The organism is Shewanella sp. MF05913 (assembly GCF_059758095.1).
Window position 1 is genome coordinate 1 of the sequence record NZ_JCAYNT010000016.1, and the last position, 19,711, is coordinate 19,711.

Annotated in this window: 21 protein-coding genes; 11 read left to right on the forward strand and 10 right to left on the reverse strand. The window is 37.6% G+C overall.

Annotated features, from left to right (window positions below; all coding sequences use genetic code 11):
- From AC19MV_RS16575 to AC19MV_RS16585, 3 genes are all read left to right on the forward strand, one after another.
- Window positions 1-1,134, forward strand: a 1,134-nt coding sequence (locus AC19MV_RS16575) for a hypothetical protein (RefSeq protein WP_498308903.1), incomplete at its 5' end; no start/stop codon positions are given.
- Between the two features lie 226 nt (window positions 1,135-1,360).
- The gene (locus AC19MV_RS16580; protein WP_498308904.1) at window positions 1,361-2,260 is read left to right on the forward strand and encodes a hypothetical protein; all 900 of its coding nucleotides are present in this window, start codon (window positions 1,361-1,363) and stop codon (window positions 2,258-2,260) included.
- Window positions 2,247-3,632, forward strand: coding sequence for a hypothetical protein (locus AC19MV_RS16585; RefSeq protein WP_498308906.1), 1,386 nt, complete (start codon window positions 2,247-2,249; stop codon window positions 3,630-3,632). Before AC19MV_RS16580 ends, AC19MV_RS16585 begins: the two co-directional genes overlap by 14 nt.
- Window positions 3,633-3,672: 40 nt before the next feature.
- Here the strand turns inward: AC19MV_RS16585 and AC19MV_RS16590 are convergent, their stop codons facing one another.
- Together AC19MV_RS16590 and AC19MV_RS16595 are read right to left on the reverse strand one after the other, a co-directional pair.
- On the reverse strand, window positions 3,673-4,386 hold the full coding sequence (locus AC19MV_RS16590) for a hypothetical protein (RefSeq protein WP_498308907.1): 714 nt from the start codon (window positions 4,384-4,386) through the stop codon (window positions 3,673-3,675).
- A gap of 154 nt (window positions 4,387-4,540) precedes the next feature.
- Window positions 4,541-5,455, reverse strand: a complete 915-nt coding sequence (locus AC19MV_RS16595; protein ID WP_498308909.1) for a DNA replication terminus site-binding protein — start codon at window positions 5,453-5,455, stop codon at window positions 4,541-4,543.
- Between the two features lie 95 nt (window positions 5,456-5,550).
- On the opposite strand from AC19MV_RS16595, the gene AC19MV_RS16600 reads away from it, so the two are divergent.
- Window positions 5,551-6,234, forward strand: coding sequence for an OmpA family protein (locus AC19MV_RS16600; RefSeq protein WP_498308911.1), 684 nt, complete (start codon window positions 5,551-5,553; stop codon window positions 6,232-6,234).
- A 155-nt stretch (window positions 6,235-6,389) separates the two neighbouring features.
- On the opposite strand, the gene AC19MV_RS16605 is transcribed toward AC19MV_RS16600, so the two are convergent.
- The gene (locus AC19MV_RS16605) at window positions 6,390-6,977 is read right to left on the reverse strand and encodes a hypothetical protein (RefSeq protein WP_498308913.1); all 588 of its coding nucleotides are present in this window, start codon (window positions 6,975-6,977) and stop codon (window positions 6,390-6,392) included.
- A 138-nt stretch (window positions 6,978-7,115) separates the two neighbouring features.
- On the opposite strand from AC19MV_RS16605, the gene AC19MV_RS16610 reads away from it, so the two are divergent.
- The 3 genes from AC19MV_RS16610 (at window position 7,116) to AC19MV_RS16620 (ending at window position 8,573) form a co-directional block, all read left to right on the forward strand.
- Window positions 7,116-7,694 (forward strand): hypothetical protein, encoded by a 579-nt coding sequence (locus AC19MV_RS16610; protein ID WP_498308914.1) that lies wholly within the window; start codon window positions 7,116-7,118, stop codon window positions 7,692-7,694.
- A 119-nt stretch (window positions 7,695-7,813) separates the two neighbouring features.
- Window positions 7,814-7,996, forward strand: coding sequence for a hypothetical protein (locus AC19MV_RS16615; protein WP_498308916.1), 183 nt, complete (start codon window positions 7,814-7,816; stop codon window positions 7,994-7,996).
- Between the two features lie 121 nt (window positions 7,997-8,117).
- Window positions 8,118-8,573 (forward strand): hypothetical protein, encoded by a 456-nt coding sequence (locus AC19MV_RS16620; protein ID WP_498308917.1) that lies wholly within the window; start codon window positions 8,118-8,120, stop codon window positions 8,571-8,573.
- On the opposite strand, the gene AC19MV_RS16625 is transcribed toward AC19MV_RS16620, so the two are convergent.
- On the reverse strand, window positions 8,557-8,907 hold the full coding sequence (locus tag AC19MV_RS16625) for a hypothetical protein (RefSeq protein ID WP_498308918.1): 351 nt from the start codon (window positions 8,905-8,907) through the stop codon (window positions 8,557-8,559). The two genes, AC19MV_RS16620 and AC19MV_RS16625, sit on opposite strands and share 17 nt — an antisense overlap.
- Before the next feature lie 106 nt (window positions 8,908-9,013).
- Here AC19MV_RS16625 and AC19MV_RS16630 point away from each other — a divergent pair, with 106 nt between their 5' ends.
- The 3 genes from AC19MV_RS16630 to AC19MV_RS16640 all read left to right on the forward strand — a co-directional run bounded on the left by AC19MV_RS16630 (window position 9,014) and on the right by AC19MV_RS16640 (window position 14,643).
- Complete coding sequence (locus tag AC19MV_RS16630; RefSeq protein WP_498308919.1) at window positions 9,014-11,416, forward strand: Ig-like domain-containing protein; 2,403 nt, start codon at window positions 9,014-9,016, stop codon at window positions 11,414-11,416.
- Complete coding sequence (locus AC19MV_RS16635) at window positions 11,416-13,842, forward strand: Ig-like domain-containing protein (RefSeq protein ID WP_498308921.1); 2,427 nt, start codon at window positions 11,416-11,418, stop codon at window positions 13,840-13,842. The genes AC19MV_RS16630 and AC19MV_RS16635 overlap by 1 nt, the downstream gene beginning before the upstream one ends.
- Before the next feature lie 579 nt (window positions 13,843-14,421).
- Entirely contained in the window at window positions 14,422-14,643 is a 222-nt protein-coding gene (locus tag AC19MV_RS16640) for a DUF2375 family protein (RefSeq protein WP_498308922.1), read from the forward strand.
- 35 nt (window positions 14,644-14,678) lie between these two features.
- Here AC19MV_RS16640 and AC19MV_RS16645 read toward each other — a convergent pair whose 3' ends face one another.
- From AC19MV_RS16645 to AC19MV_RS16665, 5 genes are all read right to left on the reverse strand, one after another.
- Window positions 14,679-15,104 carry a thermonuclease family protein gene (locus tag AC19MV_RS16645; RefSeq protein WP_498308924.1) on the reverse strand — a complete coding sequence of 142 codons (426 nt, stop codon included), beginning with the start codon at window positions 15,102-15,104 and terminating at the stop codon, window positions 14,679-14,681.
- Window positions 15,105-15,433: 329 nt separating this feature from the next.
- Window positions 15,434-15,721, reverse strand: coding sequence for a DUF6283 family protein (locus AC19MV_RS16650; RefSeq protein WP_498308925.1), 288 nt, complete (start codon window positions 15,719-15,721; stop codon window positions 15,434-15,436).
- Window positions 15,722-15,785: 64 nt separating this feature from the next.
- Window positions 15,786-16,040: a hypothetical protein gene (locus AC19MV_RS16655; RefSeq protein WP_498308927.1), complete on the reverse strand. Its 255-nt coding sequence runs from the start codon at window positions 16,038-16,040 to the stop codon at window positions 15,786-15,788.
- Between the two features lie 8 nt (window positions 16,041-16,048).
- Window positions 16,049-16,390: a hypothetical protein gene (locus AC19MV_RS16660; RefSeq protein WP_498308929.1), complete on the reverse strand. Its 342-nt coding sequence runs from the start codon at window positions 16,388-16,390 to the stop codon at window positions 16,049-16,051.
- Window positions 16,391-16,549: 159 nt separating this feature from the next.
- On the reverse strand, window positions 16,550-16,846 hold the full coding sequence (locus AC19MV_RS16665) for a hypothetical protein (RefSeq protein WP_498308930.1): 297 nt from the start codon (window positions 16,844-16,846) through the stop codon (window positions 16,550-16,552).
- A 95-nt stretch (window positions 16,847-16,941) separates the two neighbouring features.
- On the opposite strand from AC19MV_RS16665, the gene AC19MV_RS16670 reads away from it, so the two are divergent.
- On the forward strand, window positions 16,942-17,142 hold the full coding sequence (locus tag AC19MV_RS16670; protein WP_498308931.1) for a hypothetical protein: 201 nt from the start codon (window positions 16,942-16,944) through the stop codon (window positions 17,140-17,142).
- Window positions 17,143-17,756: 614 nt separating this feature from the next.
- Here AC19MV_RS16670 and AC19MV_RS16675 read toward each other — a convergent pair.
- Entirely contained in the window at window positions 17,757-18,896 is a 1,140-nt protein-coding gene (locus AC19MV_RS16675) for a hypothetical protein (protein ID WP_498308933.1), read from the reverse strand.
- Between the last annotated feature and the right edge of the window lie 815 nt (window positions 18,897-19,711).

A 19,711-nucleotide genomic window follows, 5' to 3' on the forward strand; every position in this document is an offset into this window, starting at 1 on the left:
AATGCTAACAATGGCATAGTGACTGCGGCAGCAAACAACACCAATGAGGCACCTCAAAGTTTAGCGGGTACAACCACTGCAGGCGTTGCGGGTATTGCTCCGGCACAAACCACGCCAGTAGCTCCGGCTCAAGCTCCGGTTCAACCTGCCCAGCAGACACAAACCGCGAACGCTGAACAACCCGCTAAAACTGAGCAAACAACGGGTGAACTGGCTAAGCCAGAGCAGGCTACGACCACTAATGCTAACAATGGCATAGTGACTGCGGCAGCAAACAACACCAATGAGGCACCTCAAAGTTTAGCGGGTACAACCACTGCAGGCGTTGCGGGTATTGCTCCGGCACAAACCACGCCAGTAGCTCCGGTTCAAGCTCCGGTTCAACCTGCCCAGCAGACACAAACCGCGAACGCTGAACAACCCGCTAAAACTGAGCAAACAACGGGTGAACTGGCTAAGCCAGAGCAGGCTACGACCACTAATGTTAACAATGGCATATCGACGGCAGCAGCGAACAACACCAATGAGGCACCTCAAAGTTTAGCGGGTACAACCACTGCAGACGTTGCGGGTATTGATCCGGTACAACCAGGCCAGCAGACACAAACCGCGAACGCTGATCAACCAGTTAAAGAAGAAAATCAAGTTAGGTTAATGAGTGCTGAACAAGGGCCTACCTCTATCACTCAGGTTGGGGGGAGCAGTCAAGAGACAGGTAACACGGTTTTACAATCAAATGATAATAATATTTTAAGTCAAAACCTTGCAGCCACACAAAGTAGTGATAGCGTAGTTCCTAGCAAACAGAGTATAGGTGACACGAACCAATCTCAATTGGCATCTAACTTTGGTGAGAAGGTTGAGATAAAAGTAGTAGAGGTTGAAAGTAAAAATGCTTCAACCGCCGCAGCAAGTAATGAAATGTACAATTCTTCGGCCCTGTCTACGAACTTTGATGTAGCACAAGCTGAAGGTTGGAGTATGCGTTCTGCTATGTCTTCAAAAAATTCACATGTAAACAGTAGCTCAATAAGTTTACCAGCCGGTTTAGTATTGCAAGGTCCAAGCTCAGATTTGGGTCCAAATAATGATACTGGCCTCCAGCAAAGTAACAATGTAATTATGAAAGGGTAAACTATGTCTCTACTTATGAAAATGATCGGCTACACATACCTCTTTCTGGCTGTATGTTCATACTTAGGTCTAGAGTCTAACACTATAATGCCACCAGCATTGGTTAGTATAGACGCGAAGTTTGGGGGTTATGTAAAATCAAATTTGGATTTTTTTAATAACGTCGGTGAAGCTCATTTTGGCGAAATAAAAGCTAAGTTTTTATAAAATGAAGAAGGGTGTCAAATTGAGAAAAGTATTATTATTCGTAATTTTATCACCCTTATTTATTGCAAGTAGCTCGGTAGCCATCACATTTGATGGCTATGCTTTCTTTAGAATTGATGGTGGAATCTCATTATATGAATCCAAAAAAATCGCAGTTAAAAACGCTGAGCAAGATGCAATAAAAAAAGCAATACGTTACATTAAAGAGACACATCTAGACCTAGGGGTTGTTACTAGTTTAGATGATAAAGAGCTAAAACAAATTTTATTACTTGATAGTAATTTTGATTTACGGCGCACTAAATCAGTTACCAACTTCTCCCCCTGTGAACATCAAATCTCATTTTGTTTTACAGTGTCATCAAACGTTAGTATCGATATAAGCCCTCAGACGTCGAAATCTCAGTGGGTGGCATTAACGATTAATAAATATAGAGCTCTTAATGACCCGTCAAATAGCAAGCAGGAATATCTAGATTCACTAACAGAAACTAGGTTTTTGAGTGTAACGGACAATGAGGTTTCAAAATCAGTTTCAACGACCACAAAGAATGAGTTAACCAGGATGGGATGGTATAACTTACAAACTCTTGCTATCACAAATAAACTGATTCAATCATATAAACTTGTATTTAAAAATAGTTCAATTGAGCTACAGTTTGATGCAGATGAAAGGGCATACATACCTATTACTAGGCATGAGCAAGTCATAAAGTTTAATTATCTATATAATAAGTCTTACATAGACCAGTACATGATGTTGAGCAGTGTTATGGTTGACGATCATGCCATAGAGGTAAAGAACAGTATCCAGACTGTTTTTAATAGTAAAAATAGAACTGTAGTAATCCCTATGACCAAAAAACAAATACAACAGTTAACTATAAAAAACAAGGTTGTAAGAAATGAAAATCATTAAATGGATAATCCTTGCTGTTACTATTACATTTCAAAACTATCTATTTGCAGTAAATTTATCAAATGCTTATGAATACCGACTAACCGAATTTGATTCTGCAAACGACGCTAGATTGTTCAGTGAATTTATGGCTGTAACAACATTGTTGGAGCAATTAGCTAGTCATGAGTTAAAGCAAAGTGCAATTGGTGTAGAGCTACAACACATGTTAGTTAACTCCTATGCCGTATCCCATCATTTAGATGAACAACGCACTATCAAATGTGACTCACCTCTAACTATTTGTGTTAAAAGTGTAATTGCAATGGAAATAGATATAGTTGAGTATAAAAAATATATTAATGAGTCTATCGAGGGCGTTTTACATAATTCAGTTCTTTTACTCGCAAATTATCAAAGAATGAGGTCAAAAGAAGGTAGTGCTTCAACCTCAACTGTCAATGATTATGTGAACGCAATCATAAGTGGTTCTGAATCAATTTTAAGACTAAGAAGCAATACATATCCAGGTGAAGTATCAATATCACAGCATGCTCCTTTGGAAGCTATTAAGGACCATGATCCCCATGTTCTAGCTGATGAAGCCAAGGATTTGGCAACAAATATTTTAAAAAAACTTCAGAGAGAAATAGATACCTCAGTTTTCAAACCGTCTTCGGAAACGGCTGGTGATTACTTTAAGTTAAAGATTACGTCAAATTTCAACAGCGCAAAGGTACTAAATTCTTTATTGTACGAACAGATTTTGACTAAAAGCAACGCTATGCCTGCCCCTGGCACCAATGGTTGTGGTCCGGTATTTAGCAAGATGTATTTAGACATGAAAATAGAGGGTTATAGCCCAAACCCAAGGACGGAATATCCAGACTCTTATTATTATAGGCCAAATTCCAACAGCGGAATTTCCACTTACGAGTTTCCAACAGCAAAAAATGTTGGTTTGGTTATTAAGGATCGCCCAGGGCTCTTGTTGGTTGGTATCTGCGATACTGGGTTTTATAGTGATTTACAGCGCATAAGAACAGCAGATGTTTCACCGTGGAGCAAAGATGGTCAAAAACTCGAGTGTGATGCTAACTTTGATTGCGTACTAAGAGGAGCTTTATCGCTACTAGAAAACGCCAGCATAGAGATTTGGGTAAACGACATACGAGTTTGCGAACTAATTAAATTTAGTGATTGGTCTAAAAAAAGGACGCCCGTACTGGATAGTGAAAGAACAATTAATCGGCAGGGTTCAGTAAAAAATGAAGTACGGGTGCCCTCAATTCACATTCGCAAAGGAGAGTGTAACTACTTTGCTAAAGGTGCAGAACCTAAATCAATGAACTTAACTATTAAGTTTAATTTACCCAATAAATCAATGTTCTAATATTTAGTAATAATAAAGCCACTAAAAAGTGGCTTTATTATTAATTATCTAATCGGGTGCGAGTGATTCGATTGTAACCTAAAAAATCTGGCCAAGAAGTCCATTCAGGCGGCGATGATTTCATATACACCCTGTCAGGACTGCTTGGAATCTTCTTAAACTGATCAGGATGCTCCCTTTTATAGGCGCGGAACTCCAAATAATCATTAAATTCAAATCTATGAACAAAACTCCTCGCATCTTCAAAACTCAAATACCGGTCAGATTTAGGGGCTAGTAGTTCGGAATATTTAACATTATAAAACTTTTCTGGGCAGGCTGGTATTGTTGGCGGCCTTAAGCCACTCGAACATAGCTCGCGAAATTGTTTAACAGTTTGTATTTCATTTTCAACAAACCATTTCTTAGCATCATCTAAGGTCATTGCCGTATCAAATAAGTGAGCCGAGGCAACGTTATTTGTACCTAAGAATTTAGGCCACCCGTTCCATTCATCACGGTACTGGTTACTAGGATCACCAGGGATTCCTGGGGGTCTAGGTTTTCCACCTTCTTTAACTCTATGGTAATCGAACCATTGCCTCATAGTCTCAATACCACATGCTCTAGCGTAGATAGCGCATTCAGCATACGTAGCTAGTTTTGTAGCTCTATCATTTATTCTATTTGAAACGACCACGGATTCTAGGTTTGGTACAAGTTCTGGTGTATCAATATTATCGTCATAATTTTGAGTTTTTTTATTAATATTCATATTTACCTCAAAATAAAGTCATTTTCGCGTGTTTTAAACTCACCATAACGCTATGAGTTATCTAAAGTGCATTAGTTTGTAATTGTAATATAGTACACGATAAAGTTGTTAACTCACAATTTTGTTGTTCATAATTCTGGAGGATATCCGGCGATTATTGCCTATCACTCTCAATTACGAGATAAATCGGCAATTGCTCTATAAAACGCTCATCACCCAAAATAGAATCATTCCTTGTTGTTCTCCGGTACATACTGTCATAAGTAGTAAGGTGCTCATACTCAATTTCTCTATCTGAAAATATTATGATTGGTAATGCTGCGGTAAACTGCATCCAGCCATTGCTTTCAGATCGGATATTGACCATTGGTTGCGCCTTTGTAGGTCGCTTGATACGCAATGTACTACCCATTGGTAATTGCAATAATTTATCTATGCTTATATCTATCTTTCGGTTCCACATTGCTTGCGAACAGTTACCATTAGGTTTGTTCTTCATCAGTTTGAGCTGTGAAATAGCTGCTTGAGCAGTTATTTTTCTAACATTGGGTCTGTGGTTCCAATGGAATGTAACCTTAGTAAGATCATCTGAATTGTCATCCAAAACTGAAATAATTCTTAATATAGCTTTAGTCGATGAGTAAAGCATTAATCGGTCTATTGATGCCCGTTTAGCTCTCTGAGTTGGTATTAAATCAATGGTATTTGACAGTTCTCGCTTAGCATCATTGACATCGCTTAGCATCTTACCAATAGTCTGGCTGTACTGTTTTTTGAACTGAATCACTCCTGGATATCTTTGAGACATCTTACTAGACCATTCAGGCATAATAAAAAACTTTATAAATGAGGAGCTTGAAAGGTAAACAGCCTTTTTCCCCTCATATCGTATTACTGGGATTTTCTCGATCATCTGCTTTTCAAAAGAAGCAAGCATAGGAGGTAAGCTATAATAATAGCTAGCAAGACACTCATTTGTGCAAATTTCATTCTGCATAATAGATATACATTTTTTTAGTGTTTCCCACTGAGCTTTAAGTATCTCATCGAAACTATCATTGTTAATCATTCTTACAAAACCTATTGTGGGAACTCTACCGATTGCATTGAACAGATATCAACCTTATACTTCACCTACAACGAAGTGCGTTTTAGGGGGCGAAAGTGCGGAATTTATCAATAGCGTTATGTACTGTTTTATTAGCATCTTGTGCAAACAACGAGAATTATACTGAAAGTATTCTGTCTAAAAATTATAACCTAAAAACTACCCCTTTTACTAATTTTACAAAAAACACTGTACCGGTCGAGCTTTCCATTCCTGAGCTTGAATATTTAACTAAACAAGCTGAGTCAGAAGCGTTAAATACAGGGGCTGAAAAGGATCTACTAGCATACAGGCAGATATATAAACAACTTGCACTTGCTATTAGCTCAGAACCTAAAGTTACCGTTATTGCTGACGACTACTCAAAAGCTATATCAGCAGTATTCAATGCAGAATCTCATCAAATTATAAATAGATCGCCCAAAAGATCTAGAATACTTTTCGAGCATAATTCTTCATACCTTAAATCTGGTGCAAACTCAGTAATAGATACAAATGCGATGTTTCTAAAAGCGACACCGGAAGCCAGAGTAATGTTAGCCGGTTTTGCTGATTTAAATGGAGACGCTGAATATAATTTATGGCTGGGCGAAAGACGAGCTTCCAATGTGGCCTCAGCTCTAATGACCTTAGGTGTTAATCCAGAGCAGATCAGTGTCGTTTCATATGGTGACTCATATTCTTCAATCGATGGCTTATCAAATTTGGGAGCTGATAGAAGAGTAGATTTTATATATTAAGGTATTTTTATGAGGCATGTCAGTAAGAGAAATAAAAGAAAGGTAAAGAAAGGTAAAGGCAATCCAGAACAGGTTTGCCTTTGGTGTAAAAAACCTTTTTTAGTAGAGTGTCCTTGCGAGGGGGCTAACTATTATCGGTTAACAAAGTGAGTTCATTAATGTAGTAACTTTTTAATTGGCACATCACCTACTTCTTCATGATCAAACTCATTTTCAAATACGGAAGCGAAAACTTTCTTCAGCATTTGAACCTCTTTTATACCATCGGAATCCAATTCATCAAAATGTTCAGGGAAGAACATACCTTTACCTTCTGGAGGCTGTATATCTCTGGTTAAACCGGTCTTGATTTCATCAGGTGAGATATCAAAGGTCATTAATTTTGCTAACCTAACACCATTATTCGATTCAGTAATTACGTTTAGGTGACCATTTAGATAAAACGCAATACCCATCGCATTGACATCAAAGCCCCTTATCGAATGAGAAAGAATGTTGACGATAGAGTTTATAGCTTCAGGAGGCGATTGGCGGTTTTTAATGATTGTTTTACTCAGTAAGGGCATCATAAAATCAGCAATAATTATTGGTGCAAAATTATTTCTGTCACTAACTATGTTCAGTAATACAAAATTGTTAGCGTTAACTCCGATATCATCATTCGATATTATTTCAACCGAGGCTTTGGTTAACATCGTTAGAACCTGTCGTGCAGAAGTATTGTTATCATTAATTAACTTCATTTTGTCTCTCTGAAATTGGTTTCAATTATCATTCCATAAAAAAAAATTTCTGCAAGCTTATGAAAAAATTAGTTCAAATCCTTGTGGCAAAAATAAACTGTGGAAAAATAGGTTAAATTTCAAAATCAAGGTTAAGTCATGAATACTCCATATAGCCAGAAAAGTGGTCACTCATACAATCAAGCTAGGTCAGAAGGCGATTTTAATCAACAGAGTAATGAATCAGCATTTTTTCCAGAACCTCAGCTAGATAGACAGTTTGAGAAAAATGTCTGCATATATGGCACTAAATCTGCTTTAACTGTAGTGGCCACGAAAACCAAAACAGAGGAGTATCATACTTTAACAATTGAAGGCGCTCGTGCCACAGAAGGTGTAAAGCGTAATTATCAATGGAATCAAAAAATCATTTTGCAGCTCACTCGCTCAGAAATCCCATATTTTATAGGGGTATTAGTGGGTATGATTCAAAAAGCAGAGTTTAAAAATCATGGTGCTCAAAAAAATAAATCCATGAAAATTGAAAATCAAGCTAATAATTTCTTTATCAATTTAACAGAAGGAGGCAAACCAGCCGTCGCAGTTCCTATAAGTTTAGATGATGCTTTATCATTATCCCTATATGCTATAGATATTTACATGAGAAATTACAGCAACTTATCTCCAGAAATTGTTCTAAAGCTTATATCTAAAATGTTAGCAAAGAAATCTACCTAAACTAACTCTACCCGACCATCCCCAACGCTCTCTATCCTAGGGTCATAAGATTTTATCTTATCGACCCAACTTAGCGCCTCTTTTCTATTTAATGTACTACTGGGCACTGTAGTAAGCACATGCCTTGGATTGGTTTCGGTTTCAGTGGTCACTTTAACCCAATAATGCTCGATACTGGGGTTGCTAATGCTTACTTTATCCATAACCACGACACATCTATTACCCTCATCCAACGCTCTAAAACAAATGTGTTTGATCTCTTCCATATATTCCCGAATGGTCCTTGGGTCGTCAGTCAGTAAGTAACAAAGCGAATATAATCGAAAACTCTTACGATTACCACGCATTGTGTTATGATCTGCGGTGAAAATTTTCGTCTGCAGTAAATTGCATAAAACCATAAAGGCAATGTGAGACATTAAAATGAATTTCGATATAGTCGATGGAAAGCTAGTAAAAAAATTAAGCACATTTACACTACCAATGCCGGTTTTGTTATTATCGCTTTCATGTCTTATTTTTGGGATTTGCTCTCTGTCAGTTAATCTCGTGAATCAACTTGAAATTTGGCCCGTCAGTTACTATTTGCTTATAGGGTCACTATTACCATTTGGCTTTAGCACTAATATCTACATAGATGAGCTCAACCATACCTTCTACTCTCAGCTCAGATTTCCAATAGTTTGTAGTATAACTAATACAGCCGAATACATCGGGGCGTTAAGAGACGTTGAGTTGGTGTTTGATAGCCAGGCAGCTAACTGGAAGGTCTATATGATAACTGAAACAGGTGATTCTTTTTTTGCCTATGAAACCACCAACAAATCAAAAGCTAAAAAAATTACTTTGAAGTTAAAAAGTGCTATTTTTCTGTTCTAATTGAAACGCAAGTAAGATCAATAAATTTAATTTCGCTGACAATTTCAACACTCGCGTCTATCGCATACGCCGATTTCATTTCGATTCTATATCCAGCAGGTGTATGCGTTTCATTACCAGAAACCCAATTTGATTTTCTCTTTATTTTCAGTGCATTAATTAGTGCATGCTGCTTCGCAGATATCCCAACAAGACCTTTACCACAACCGCTTATTAATCCCATTTCGTCTTGGTTTTTCGTCCATGATAAATAATCTAAATCTACCTCATTTGATTGAGCTACATAAGATAAAACCAGACTAAAGCTACACATCATAAAACCTAAATATCTCATACTACCACCTATGTTCTAAGCTGTTCGTTATTTAGACTTTTAAGTATCACATTATCTGGTACAATCATCAATAACACATTTCATTATACCGACAGAGTAAGTGGTTATGAACAGAAAATACAGCATAAGATCGAGCTTGCTTCTAATTGGATTGATTATTTCAACTCCAACTTTAGCTGCCATTGAGGGGTTTCAGTTCAAAAATCCAAATGGAAATGATATTAATTTAACAGCTAACACAGTTGATTATCTCAACCCAAATGGAAACGTGGAAGTAGTTGTTTCTGGAGGATTAGATAGAAAAATACGGATAGAGTTATTAAGTGGGTCTTCACTTGTATTTACCTCTGATTCTGCAGTGATTGATATTGGCGACCGGATTAGCTTTAAGAGTAAAGAGTTTTACGGGAAAAAGATCCCTATACCTTTTAACTCTGACGGTGAGTATACTTTAAAGGTTTCCCTTTTATCGGTAAGTAACCAAGTTATTGATATTTGGCAGCAACCTGTATTTGTTGACACCACAGCCCCATCTATAAGCACATCATTCAACTATTTATTTAACTCCTTTGCTAGCGGATCAATAAATGTATTTGGTAAACATAACTTTAAAGAATTTTCTGTAAGTGGGTTATCCGACAATGAAAATGGGTCTGGTATTAGTCATGCTGAATTTATCGCTCAACCTGTAGATAAAAGCACTCCATCGATTTCTACCCCAGCATTATTCGACTCATCTGCAAAAAAAGCGCAGGTAACTTCTTTCCCAAGCCAATTATTTCCGATAAATAAAACAAAATATAACGTAGGTTTCAGAGTTTTCGATAAGGCTGGAAACTTCTCTGAAATGACTCGGGTGTCTTCGATTGACAACAATAACTACTCTGTAGAGATAAGTGATGTCTGGAACCCCATAGGAGGTGCCTGGGAGCCTTATAAAAGTGGAATGACCGTCTTTGAGAACCCTACTAAATTTAGACTTAAGCGTTTAGCTGCCGATTTCGTCCAGTACAGCGGTACGGAGTATGGGTGGACAACACCTGGCGAACGCGATGGTGATTATGTATTTAACGAGATAACAATAACCAACCCTGCAGCGTATACATATTGGGTTTATCTTACGGCAGGCGGTTTTTATTCAGTCTTTTACTCAACGATTCCAAATGTTGTCTTGGCCGAGAATATTGAAGCAGGGCCAGAGAATTTGAACCCTGTAGTGGAATACATGAAGAGTGACGGAAACTGGAGCAATTCCAATAATCTAAGCACTCCAAAAAAAATGACGGTATCAAAAGTTAGAGGACATGCAAAATCGAGAAACTATGAACAAAAGGCAATTTTAGATGGCTTTGGTTCATGCCTAATCCCACCAGGTTCTACTAGCTGCGAAATGGATGTCAACATACCTTATTTATCTGGCAGGGGTTATTCTCCATACCCTTACTATCTACAATCTACTGTTAATGGTATCCATGATGGCGTGTTCAGTATGCATATGAGTTATTTATATACATATTGGGACTTTAACCCATCAGAAATCTCTAATGTTGAGGTTAAAGATTCACAAATACTCGTTTCAGTATTAGATCAAGACAGAACAAACGATTGGCGGTCCGGTATGTGGCTAACTACTGGGTTCCATTTGGATGTGACTAACAACAACACGACAACTCGATTAAATGCAGATACGACAATAGCTACCGATTACAACCGATATTTGGCAACGTTCTCATTAAATATGCTTCCAGAAGGGACTTTAAATGTCGAAGCAGTTGTTATCGATAGTTACGGTAATGAGTCACGAAAAAGCATTTTAACGGACTTTGTAAACGATAAAACAAAACCTGTTATCAGTTTCAGAAATGCTGAATCAGGCGCTGATATTATTGGTGACCAACCGCTTGTGGGGCTCGAGTCAATTGTTATTGATGTACAAGACCAAAGTACAATAAATGTAGAGTCTGCTCTACTTTCTGGTGGACCCACATCTGATTCAGTATCACTTGCGACTCGAAAAATATCTGAATCAACTTTTGGGCTAGAATACCCACGTATTTTCCCATCACTTGAAGATAATGAAAGCTACTTACTAACAGTTGTTATTAGTGACACAGCAAAAAATGAGTCGTCGAAAACAATGTCTTTTACCTATATCCCTCCAAATTTGGTTCGACTAGAGCAGTTGTCAGCCTTAGCTCTCAACCAAAAGATATTAGATTCAAATAACGTTGCGATATCACGAATAGTCACAGAGCCGCTTCGAACCAATGATGGTCAATTGGCCTCCGGTGAGCAGGATGCCATTGTAACATTAAGGCAAGATGCAAGTTTTCCGGTGATAGTTAGCGGTATAACGATTAATCCAGGACAAACCGTTGCAATTAAACTGCTTGTAAATTCGCTAGGTCAGATTGACGAACCAGTATACCCAGCGGTAAGTGGCGCAATTGGAAAGGCAGCATTTTTGGTAGATATTCCAAAAATAAACTCTATATATGGTGGTCAGTAATGCAACTAAAAAAAATATCGTTTGGGCTTTTAATGTTCTTACCATCTATCTCATCGAATGCTGGAGTAGAAGGGTATTCATTTCTTGAATCAGGGAGCTCTGTTATTAAAGAAGTAGCATTCAGCGAAAAATATCTCAACCCAAACACAGAGATTAATTTCGTGGTTTCTGCAGGCTTGGACAGAAAGGTTAAATTAACAATTACCGATAATAATGGCGCAACTTTAGACTCCATAACATCTACAGTAATAGGTGTTTCTGACCGTATTGCTTTTATGGGTAGAGAATTCTATGGAAAATCAATTAAGTCAAAACTGATGCCAACAGATGGGAATTACTTATATAAGGTTGAATTGTTAGACATCAATAACGAGACTATTAGCTCTGAAAGTAAAGAGTATTCGATTGATAAATCAGGGCCATTATTCGGAGATTGGTATGCTACTGGCCATGGCTCATATGGACGGATTGCTGGTACAACTTCAGCAACTTGGTTACTGGGTAGAGGTGGTTCTGAAGTCGCTGATATTCGTATTTTAGACATTAGCGACCCAGTATCAGGCATTAAAGATATTAAATACAAAATGACAGATCCAACAGGCGCTCTTATAAAAAGCGGTAATTTTACTTACGATAGCGCGAATGGATATGCATTTCTTCAATATAACTCTGGATTGTTTCCTAGGTCTGACCTTGATACCGTTTTCACTATGACAGTCACCGCCACTGATATGGCTGGAAATACTGTCACGTTACCAACTAAAGATATGATGTATGACAATGTAACTGACGCACCAGGTTTACTGGGGTATTTCGAGCCTGGTTCGAGCAACGTACTAGGCCCTGGATTAGAAGGTTTTATTCCATATGTTGCTGGCAGTGCGGTTAAAACCAACCCAATTCAGATGGCATTCAAATTGCCTAAGAATAACTGGTCAGGACAAAGGCAAGGCGGTATATATTTAACAAATGCCTTAGGAACAAATACGATAGTCGGTGAAGACGCTGATAACATCTACATTGTAGCCTCGGCTCCTTTCGGCAACACAAACGGAAATTACTTTCGCTGGGTTAATTTCGGTGAATGGAGCGGTGGGGGCATAGGTTACTCATTAACATTAGATGATTCGGCACCTGCTACTCCAGTATTGAAGACAGTTCAATATTATGTTGAGACAACGAATGAATGGATAACAGCTAATTCAAACATCATGTATCAAGTTTCCCAGCTACCATTAACTATCACTAAATATCGCATTACTGGTGAAGCGAGACCTTATGAACAAAGAGCTGTGCATGGTTCCTCATGTATAATCCCTGCTGGTGAAACATCCTGTGAAGGCGCTTTTAATGCTACTTTAAAAGACGGCACAACCGGATATTTACATGGGAATTTTGCGATTTACTCAATGGGGATTTCAACCCCTGAACTCCTATCAAACCCTACATGGGGTGAGGTTACATGGAACGCACTATATAAGCCGATTATTTACGATGTTATATATGACCAAGTGGGTAAAAAAGTATACACAAAGGTAGAGCAACCTGGAGCCGGTGCATATTTTGATAGATTGAGTCTAAAATCAACTAATTTAGTTTACGGCAATGGACTTAAGTTATCAGCAGCAACCGCATTGAGAAATGGAACGAGTTATGAATATTCTTTTGACCTGACTCAAATACCAGATGGTGATTTTACATTACAGCTGGTGGCCCAAGACACATATGGGAACATTACAACGGAACAGGTAGGTGATTACAAAAGTGATAGACAAGCCCCTACGATAAAAATTTTTAATGCTAACAACGAATCATTTACAGAGATAATAGGTTTAAGTGAATTATCGATCAATGTTTCTGATATATCTAACTACTCAATCGTTTCAGCACAACTTAAAGGGGGGCCTGCAAGCGATAATGTTTATTTAGCGACCAGACTTATAGCTGAAAATAATTACGCCCTAGAGTACCCCAGGATTTATCCATCGCTCGAGTCTGGTGACTCTTATCAATTGACTGTAGTAGCCATGGATGAATATCAAAACGTTTCGCAAAAAACGGTTAGTTTCACATATCAGCCTCCTAATCTACTTAAGTTAAGCTCAATTAATACGCTATCAGCTCAGCAATCGATTAAAAATAATTTAGGTGAATCGGTCTCAATTGTTCAAACTGGACCCTTAAGAACAGGGGAAGGACATTTAGCTTCCGGTCCACAGAATGTATATTTTACTTTAAGAACGGATGCTAAATATGATGTTATTGTTGATGGGCAAAGGGTGTCTGCAGGGCAGACTATTCAATTTAGTTCCATTGCAAGGGATGATGGGAGCATTCAGATAGATGTTTATCCTGCAGATGGCAAAATAGGTAGTGCTTCATTTCTAATTGATATTCCTGAAATCAGCAGCCCATATGCGAATTAAAGTCTTTAAAGTAAAATACTTCGAGCTGTTTTCTAAAATGGCTCTTAGTATTGTTACATTCACAATACTTTTCATAGCATTTTCTATTTATCTACAAAATGTGATATCAGACTCCAATACATTGAACGTGAGCCCTCAAAATGAACAGATGCTAACAACCGCGCTGGACGACATTTGTTATTTTGATAACAAATTGTGCGGAATTTCCGATGTCAAATATGTCGTTTTCGACTACCCATATTTGTTGGGACCGCTATTAAGTAATCCGCGCTCGTTTTATGCAGAAGCTAATCTAGTTGCAGGACAATTTGAAATAAAACTATCGCCATTTGTGTTTGATGATAAGAATGCCCTACTAGTATTTCTATATCATGAGTTGAATCATGTAAAGTTAACAGATTTCACATTATTCCCAAATGGCGACTTAAAAAAACAATGCGAGGACCATAACAGAATAAAATTAGCAACAATTAACCTTCCAAATTTGATGGGTGGCACGTCTAAATACGATATTCGGTTAGTAAATACATATTTAAATTACCCAGGCAATAAAACTATCAACTGCGAGAACATTAAGTAATGCATACTCAAACTATTACAGTGCTCTACTATCCAAGCGAACTAGCCATTAAGCTTCAGATAGAAGTTCTATATGATATGGAAGTTAGCAGTGCTGGGAGGGTCATAATCCCAAGAGACTTTAAAATAGACAAAATTATCGTTGCGGTCTTAAACGGAGAAGTTGAAATGTTAAACTCGCTTGGAGAGCGATTAGAAATAAAAAATAAGAATGTAGCGTGAGATATTTGAAGCGAAAAATCATCGCTTCATCTGTTTTAATTGCACCAACTTTCTCTTCTACCAGCCCAGACACGACCGTGACCAGACTCAATGATTAACGTTGCTAGATCTCTACCATCCACCAATACCTGAGCTAGAACACGATTAAACTTATCTCTACTCGGCTCCACCAACTGAATTTGTGTGGCATTAACCAAAGTAGCTTTTAAAAAATCTCTAGCTGCATATGCTTTAGCTATTTCAGCTTCACATTTACCTTTAATTTCAGCGGTATCTACACCTTTAATACGAATAGGTTCCTGCTTTTTTTCATCAAAGTAACCTCTAAATGTATCCCCATCATATACCGATTTTACCTTTACGATATTTACAACATATTCAGGCTCTCCACCCCCACCACCAGCCGCGAGCAAAGTATTTGCAAACAAAGTAAGCATTAGCAAAACACAACGAATTAACATAAAAACCTCCAGATATAGATTATAATTTAATATTTCGTTTAGCTAAAAATCACTGTGGGATATGAAGCTTCTCAGTAAATACTTAAAACTAACTGTTAATGATAAGAAAATGCACCTATTTATTCCTTCATCATTACCGTTCGATAGAAAATAATAATTCGGCACCTGGCTTCAAAGCAACGAAGTAAGCAAAACTTCCTAGGCAAAATCCAATAAGCGAACCTAACCAGGGGTTCTCAGTTGCGAGTGTGTCGTGGTAAATAAATCCACCAATGAGTGATGTAAATATATACAGGCACAACAAAATTCCCTTGAACATACTGTTTCCTCTATCCAAATTCGTGGTGAGAAACGCATTTTTCTCGCGTATCAAACACCAATTCTTGACCTGATAATTCCAGATTAATGTTTAGCCGATTTGCCAACCTTACAAAGCCGTTATCAGTACCATTAATCAGCATGTGTCCAGCACATTGCAAGTGTTTCTTTTTATGACAGATAAAAGAGTCTTGATTCAATATTTCTTCCATACGTTCACCACCAAGCCAACCTTTTAAGCTGTCTTTTCTAAACGGGCATTGAGCGCATGGCTTTTTGACGTTGGGCAGCGATTGCATGATGTTTCCTACTACTTATATTATTAAGACCTCGATTTCCAACAGAACCTGCAAGTCACCAACTTTATGCAAAGGATTTGCGCTGCGGACAGTGACTATTTCTTTCTTTAACCAACCCCAAAATTGGAGCTACGATAGCGGGAAATAACCACAAAAGGGGATGAACAAAATCCGATATCTTTAGGTCAATATCATACTGCCCAACGACAGAAAGCAATCCAAAGCCCAATCCTGATATTGATGTATATCCAATTAACAAAAGTTGAACAGTAACCTTCCAAAAAACTTTATTATTGAATACTACGTATTCCCGATTCATGATGTATCCTAACGCGTGTTAGCTTTATAATGCTTAAACGATTCGTCCGATATACAATTAGTAACAAGCCCCTTAGCAATTTTTTCGCTTTCAAATTGCATCATTGCTTGACCCTTTAACCTTCTAGTCCACCACTTTGACTCAGATAACATCCGTTCAGCTATTAACCGCATTTTATCTGCATTTTCAGATTTGGCTGTGAGTGAACACTGAGGGGCTTCTATGCCTTGTTTTATGCAATATTCTATAGCGCTTTTAAGATCGTCATTCATAATAAACTTCTCACAAGCAACACTATGTATAATGGCTTTCTTTGTTGCTAAATTAATTCTTAAGTCGATTTCTGACATACATATCTCTACTTATAGTCGCTATCAAAGAAAGTTGTAAATGAATATCATCTATTGATTTTTGCAAAGCGTTTTTATCGAGCTTGCCTTTGCTAGGCCCAACAGAAAACTTTCGTCGGCAAGCATAATGAATGTTTCAATATAATCGGTATCCAGCTTCTAGTTTAGCAGCTCATGTGCATTATTAATCGGGCAGTTAGCACTAGAATGCTCGCCTACTGACTTACCGAAATGCTCTCCAACAGCATACGCCAATTTTGATGCTCGTTCTTCCCAGTGATCTCGATTTTCAATTTCTTCAACAATAGATTTATCTAAGGTTTTTACTCGCTTTTCTAGATAGCGAATCAAGGCTTTAGCTTCTTCATACGGCTTGACCAAATTGATATTGCTCTTGCCAGTGTTTAGCTCTATTTGTTGATTGAGAAAACTTACTACTTGCTCAGAATTTGCCATATATCAGTATCCTAAAATAAATTAATACACGTGTATTAAACTTATCAAAATAAATCGTATTGTCAAGCCTTATTACACGTGTAATAATGCTCGGTATGAACAAGATAAAACCTAAGCGCGGCGCACCGCCAAAACCTGCAAGCGAAAAGAAAGATCAGCGACTTGGAGTAATCCAAATAACTCAAGATCAGCTCGATAGCTATGAGCTTGCAGCAAAAGCAGAAGGATTGACCAAATCAGATTGGGTCAGAAGTACGCTTGATGCCAGGGCGAATCGCACCTCAAAAAACAGCTAAATCATATAGCGCTTTCTTCAGCGATTGAACGCTTTAAGCCGCTTAATCTTCATCCTTTTTGGCTACTAACTTACATCCAAATTCGTCATCAACTAAATGTCTTCCGTCAATAATTAACCGCAAAAATTAGTAATAATAGCGGTAATCGTGCCTTTACATTATTGATAGTGCAAACAGAGAAGCTTATTGCCGCATTGTGAGCGGCATAAGCGAGAGTTAATATGTAACGACAAGCAAGAAAAAGCCCCGCTTATGCGAGGCTAGTTCGATTTGCAACTGCCTATTCGGCAGGAAGGTACTTAATTTTTTGTGAATATTTTTAGCTGCCTATTCGGCAGGTACGAGCTTTGTTTAAGTACCATTGATTAAACTAGCGCATCTGTTCAATTAGGTCAACTACACTGTGATATAGGGAACGAATCACTAGTTTTTAAAACCATTAAAGGGAAATGCACCCGAGAAAACAAACACTGTTCGTTATACTGTGCTCTTTCCTCAAATGGTATCAAATTGATTCAATTCGGTTAATATTGATAAACAATAAAGTCTTTAACAAATAGGTATGTAACTACCGGATTATAAAAAACGCGATTACAATGGCCCTTGATAAACTACTACTTTAAGTCTGCAGACAAACGGCCTTTTTGATTAGGCAGCGAAAATTCAGGATCGTTGCGTACTTTTTCATCTATTATTCGCAACCCTTTCTTTTTAGCATTTGCTCGGATCACTTCTTCTACAAAAACCTCAGTAGGCGTTAGCTCATAATAATGCTCATGCTTACCATTTTTTAGTGTTTTCTGTGAATATGGTACATTTGTAAACCAACCGGCTTTGACTAAAATTGCAAGCCCAGCTCGCATATCTCTACGTTTTACAGCGTCAGTTAAATGATCCTTACCAAAAGCAGCGAATACTTCATTGACGAATAGCTGTCGTGTCACCCCGTTTGCTGCGTTCGTCCAGTTATTTGTTAGATAACTGTGTATAAATCTACTAAGTGGATTTGGATGAGAATTTATAGATGCGAATGGATATTGCCTATAGTTAAGTAATTGGATCTGTTCAATCACGTAATCACTAAATGTAATGGAACATCTGTCTCTACCTCTACCAGAACCTGAAACCTCAAGAATCGCATCAGCAAAAATATCATGTGTAATAGTGATACTTCTTGTTCCATCAATTTGAGAAATATTTGTTCGTGAATCTCGGATTACAATTAGCGATTCACGGATGACATCATACGATCTCGTTTTGCCAATTTTTTTTAATTCCTCACGAATTTCATAGAGTGAGAAATAAATACCAAAACGGTCAACACCGCCAGGCATTCGTATCTTACTTAGCCCCCTATTACTCGCTATTAAAAACAACAGCTTTTCGGTAAGCTCTTCACGATCTCCAGGATATGCATAGAATTCAATTTTTTCACCGTTTACGGTTCGCTCAATAACTGCTGGTTGTATTTGGCATACTAGTTCATTTCTACCAATACGATATCTATTTTCTAGTTTAAGCTTTTTACCTACCAATTCGCTAACAGGTACAATCGCGTTTTCCCCTCGTTTAAACCTCGGGATTAAATCAATTGTTCCTATGCTATTTGAATAGGGGGCCCTAACATATTTGCCTTTGATGAGTTGTTTTTCTGGTGCATCGACAAGGGAAAACAGATCAAGTTGTTGTTGATAACATTCGTCATCTTCAAGTAAAAGACAATTTGAGTTTTCAGTTGCCAATCTGTTTTCCATGAGATAACCCAGAGTTTCTATTTGGAACTACGATAACAAATAGGGCCTAGCATTGTTAGTGCCTTAATTTGATCCATTACTACCCAATCCAGATCTTTTTTGAATTTATAAGTTATTTATCTCGACCATTCTGGATATTTTATACTTGCGAATGTCCATTCTATTTGAATAGTTTAAGCATTAAGTACCTATCACTTAGGTAATAGGATGATCTTTATCTCTTATAAAGGGGTTATGAAAAGGGTAAGGGGGGTTATATATAACACTTTTGTTTCAGTACCTTACACCAAACTTAGATCAAGTAAAGGTGCTATCAACAATCACATTAGGTAGCATACCGATCAAATGCGAGTATCAATATGATCAACAAAGAGTATCAATAATGATCAATATAGAGCACCATCATTCAGATGGCTGATTTTCTTATCAACAGGTTTATGCACATTTATTTGAACAAGATCTATATAAGGCAGTAAAAAAACCTTAGTTATCAACAATTAAAACTTTTTAGACCTTTTGTTTCATGTCATAAACACATGAATGATCAGCATCGGGTAGTAACATGATCAACTTAAAGTGCTAATAAATAAAGTTATACATAGAATAAATCGTAAGTAATTAACTCTCACTAGTGTTCATACATGTCACCTTGACCTGATGCATTACCGGTTTTACTACTCAAACTCGACATCTTTGCTGTTTAATCCGATTTTTAGTGCTCAAACACGACATCTTTACTACCTTAAATCTGCATTTGACTCATACCGCAGTGTTTTGGTGCTCAAATACGTCATCTTTACTCATCACTGACAGGT

Excerpts from the sequence above, each read along its gene's own strand:
- AC19MV_RS16585 (WP_498308906.1), top strand. The coding sequence starts at position 2,247 with ATGAAAATCATTAAATGGATAATCCTTGCTGTTACTATTACATTTCAA.
- AC19MV_RS16590 (WP_498308907.1), bottom strand. The coding sequence starts at position 4,386 with ATGAATATTAATAAAAAAACTCAAAATTATGACGATAATATTGATACA.
- AC19MV_RS16595 (WP_498308909.1), bottom strand. The coding sequence starts at position 5,455 with ATGATTAACAATGATAGTTTCGATGAGATACTTAAAGCTCAGTGGGAA.
- AC19MV_RS16605 (WP_498308913.1), bottom strand. The coding sequence starts at position 6,977 with ATGAAGTTAATTAATGATAACAATACTTCTGCACGACAGGTTCTAACG.
- AC19MV_RS16610 (WP_498308914.1), top strand. The coding sequence starts at position 7,116 with ATGAATACTCCATATAGCCAGAAAAGTGGTCACTCATACAATCAAGCT.
- AC19MV_RS16615 (WP_498308916.1), top strand. The coding sequence starts at position 7,814 with ATGCCTTGGATTGGTTTCGGTTTCAGTGGTCACTTTAACCCAATAATG.
- AC19MV_RS16620 (WP_498308917.1), top strand. The coding sequence starts at position 8,118 with ATGAATTTCGATATAGTCGATGGAAAGCTAGTAAAAAAATTAAGCACA.
- AC19MV_RS16625 (WP_498308918.1), bottom strand. The coding sequence starts at position 8,907 with ATGAGATATTTAGGTTTTATGATGTGTAGCTTTAGTCTGGTTTTATCT.
- AC19MV_RS16630 (WP_498308919.1), top strand. The coding sequence starts at position 9,014 with ATGAACAGAAAATACAGCATAAGATCGAGCTTGCTTCTAATTGGATTG.
- AC19MV_RS16635 (WP_498308921.1), top strand. The coding sequence starts at position 11,416 with ATGCAACTAAAAAAAATATCGTTTGGGCTTTTAATGTTCTTACCATCT.
- AC19MV_RS16640 (WP_498308922.1), top strand. The coding sequence starts at position 14,422 with ATGCATACTCAAACTATTACAGTGCTCTACTATCCAAGCGAACTAGCC.
- AC19MV_RS16645 (WP_498308924.1), bottom strand. The coding sequence starts at position 15,104 with ATGTTAATTCGTTGTGTTTTGCTAATGCTTACTTTGTTTGCAAATACT.
- AC19MV_RS16650 (WP_498308925.1), bottom strand. The coding sequence starts at position 15,721 with ATGCAATCGCTGCCCAACGTCAAAAAGCCATGCGCTCAATGCCCGTTT.
- AC19MV_RS16655 (WP_498308927.1), bottom strand. The coding sequence starts at position 16,040 with ATGAATCGGGAATACGTAGTATTCAATAATAAAGTTTTTTGGAAGGTT.
- AC19MV_RS16660 (WP_498308929.1), bottom strand. The coding sequence starts at position 16,390 with ATGTCAGAAATCGACTTAAGAATTAATTTAGCAACAAAGAAAGCCATT.
- AC19MV_RS16665 (WP_498308930.1), bottom strand. The coding sequence starts at position 16,846 with ATGGCAAATTCTGAGCAAGTAGTAAGTTTTCTCAATCAACAAATAGAG.
- AC19MV_RS16670 (WP_498308931.1), top strand. The coding sequence starts at position 16,942 with ATGAACAAGATAAAACCTAAGCGCGGCGCACCGCCAAAACCTGCAAGC.
- AC19MV_RS16675 (WP_498308933.1), bottom strand. The coding sequence starts at position 18,896 with ATGGAAAACAGATTGGCAACTGAAAACTCAAATTGTCTTTTACTTGAA.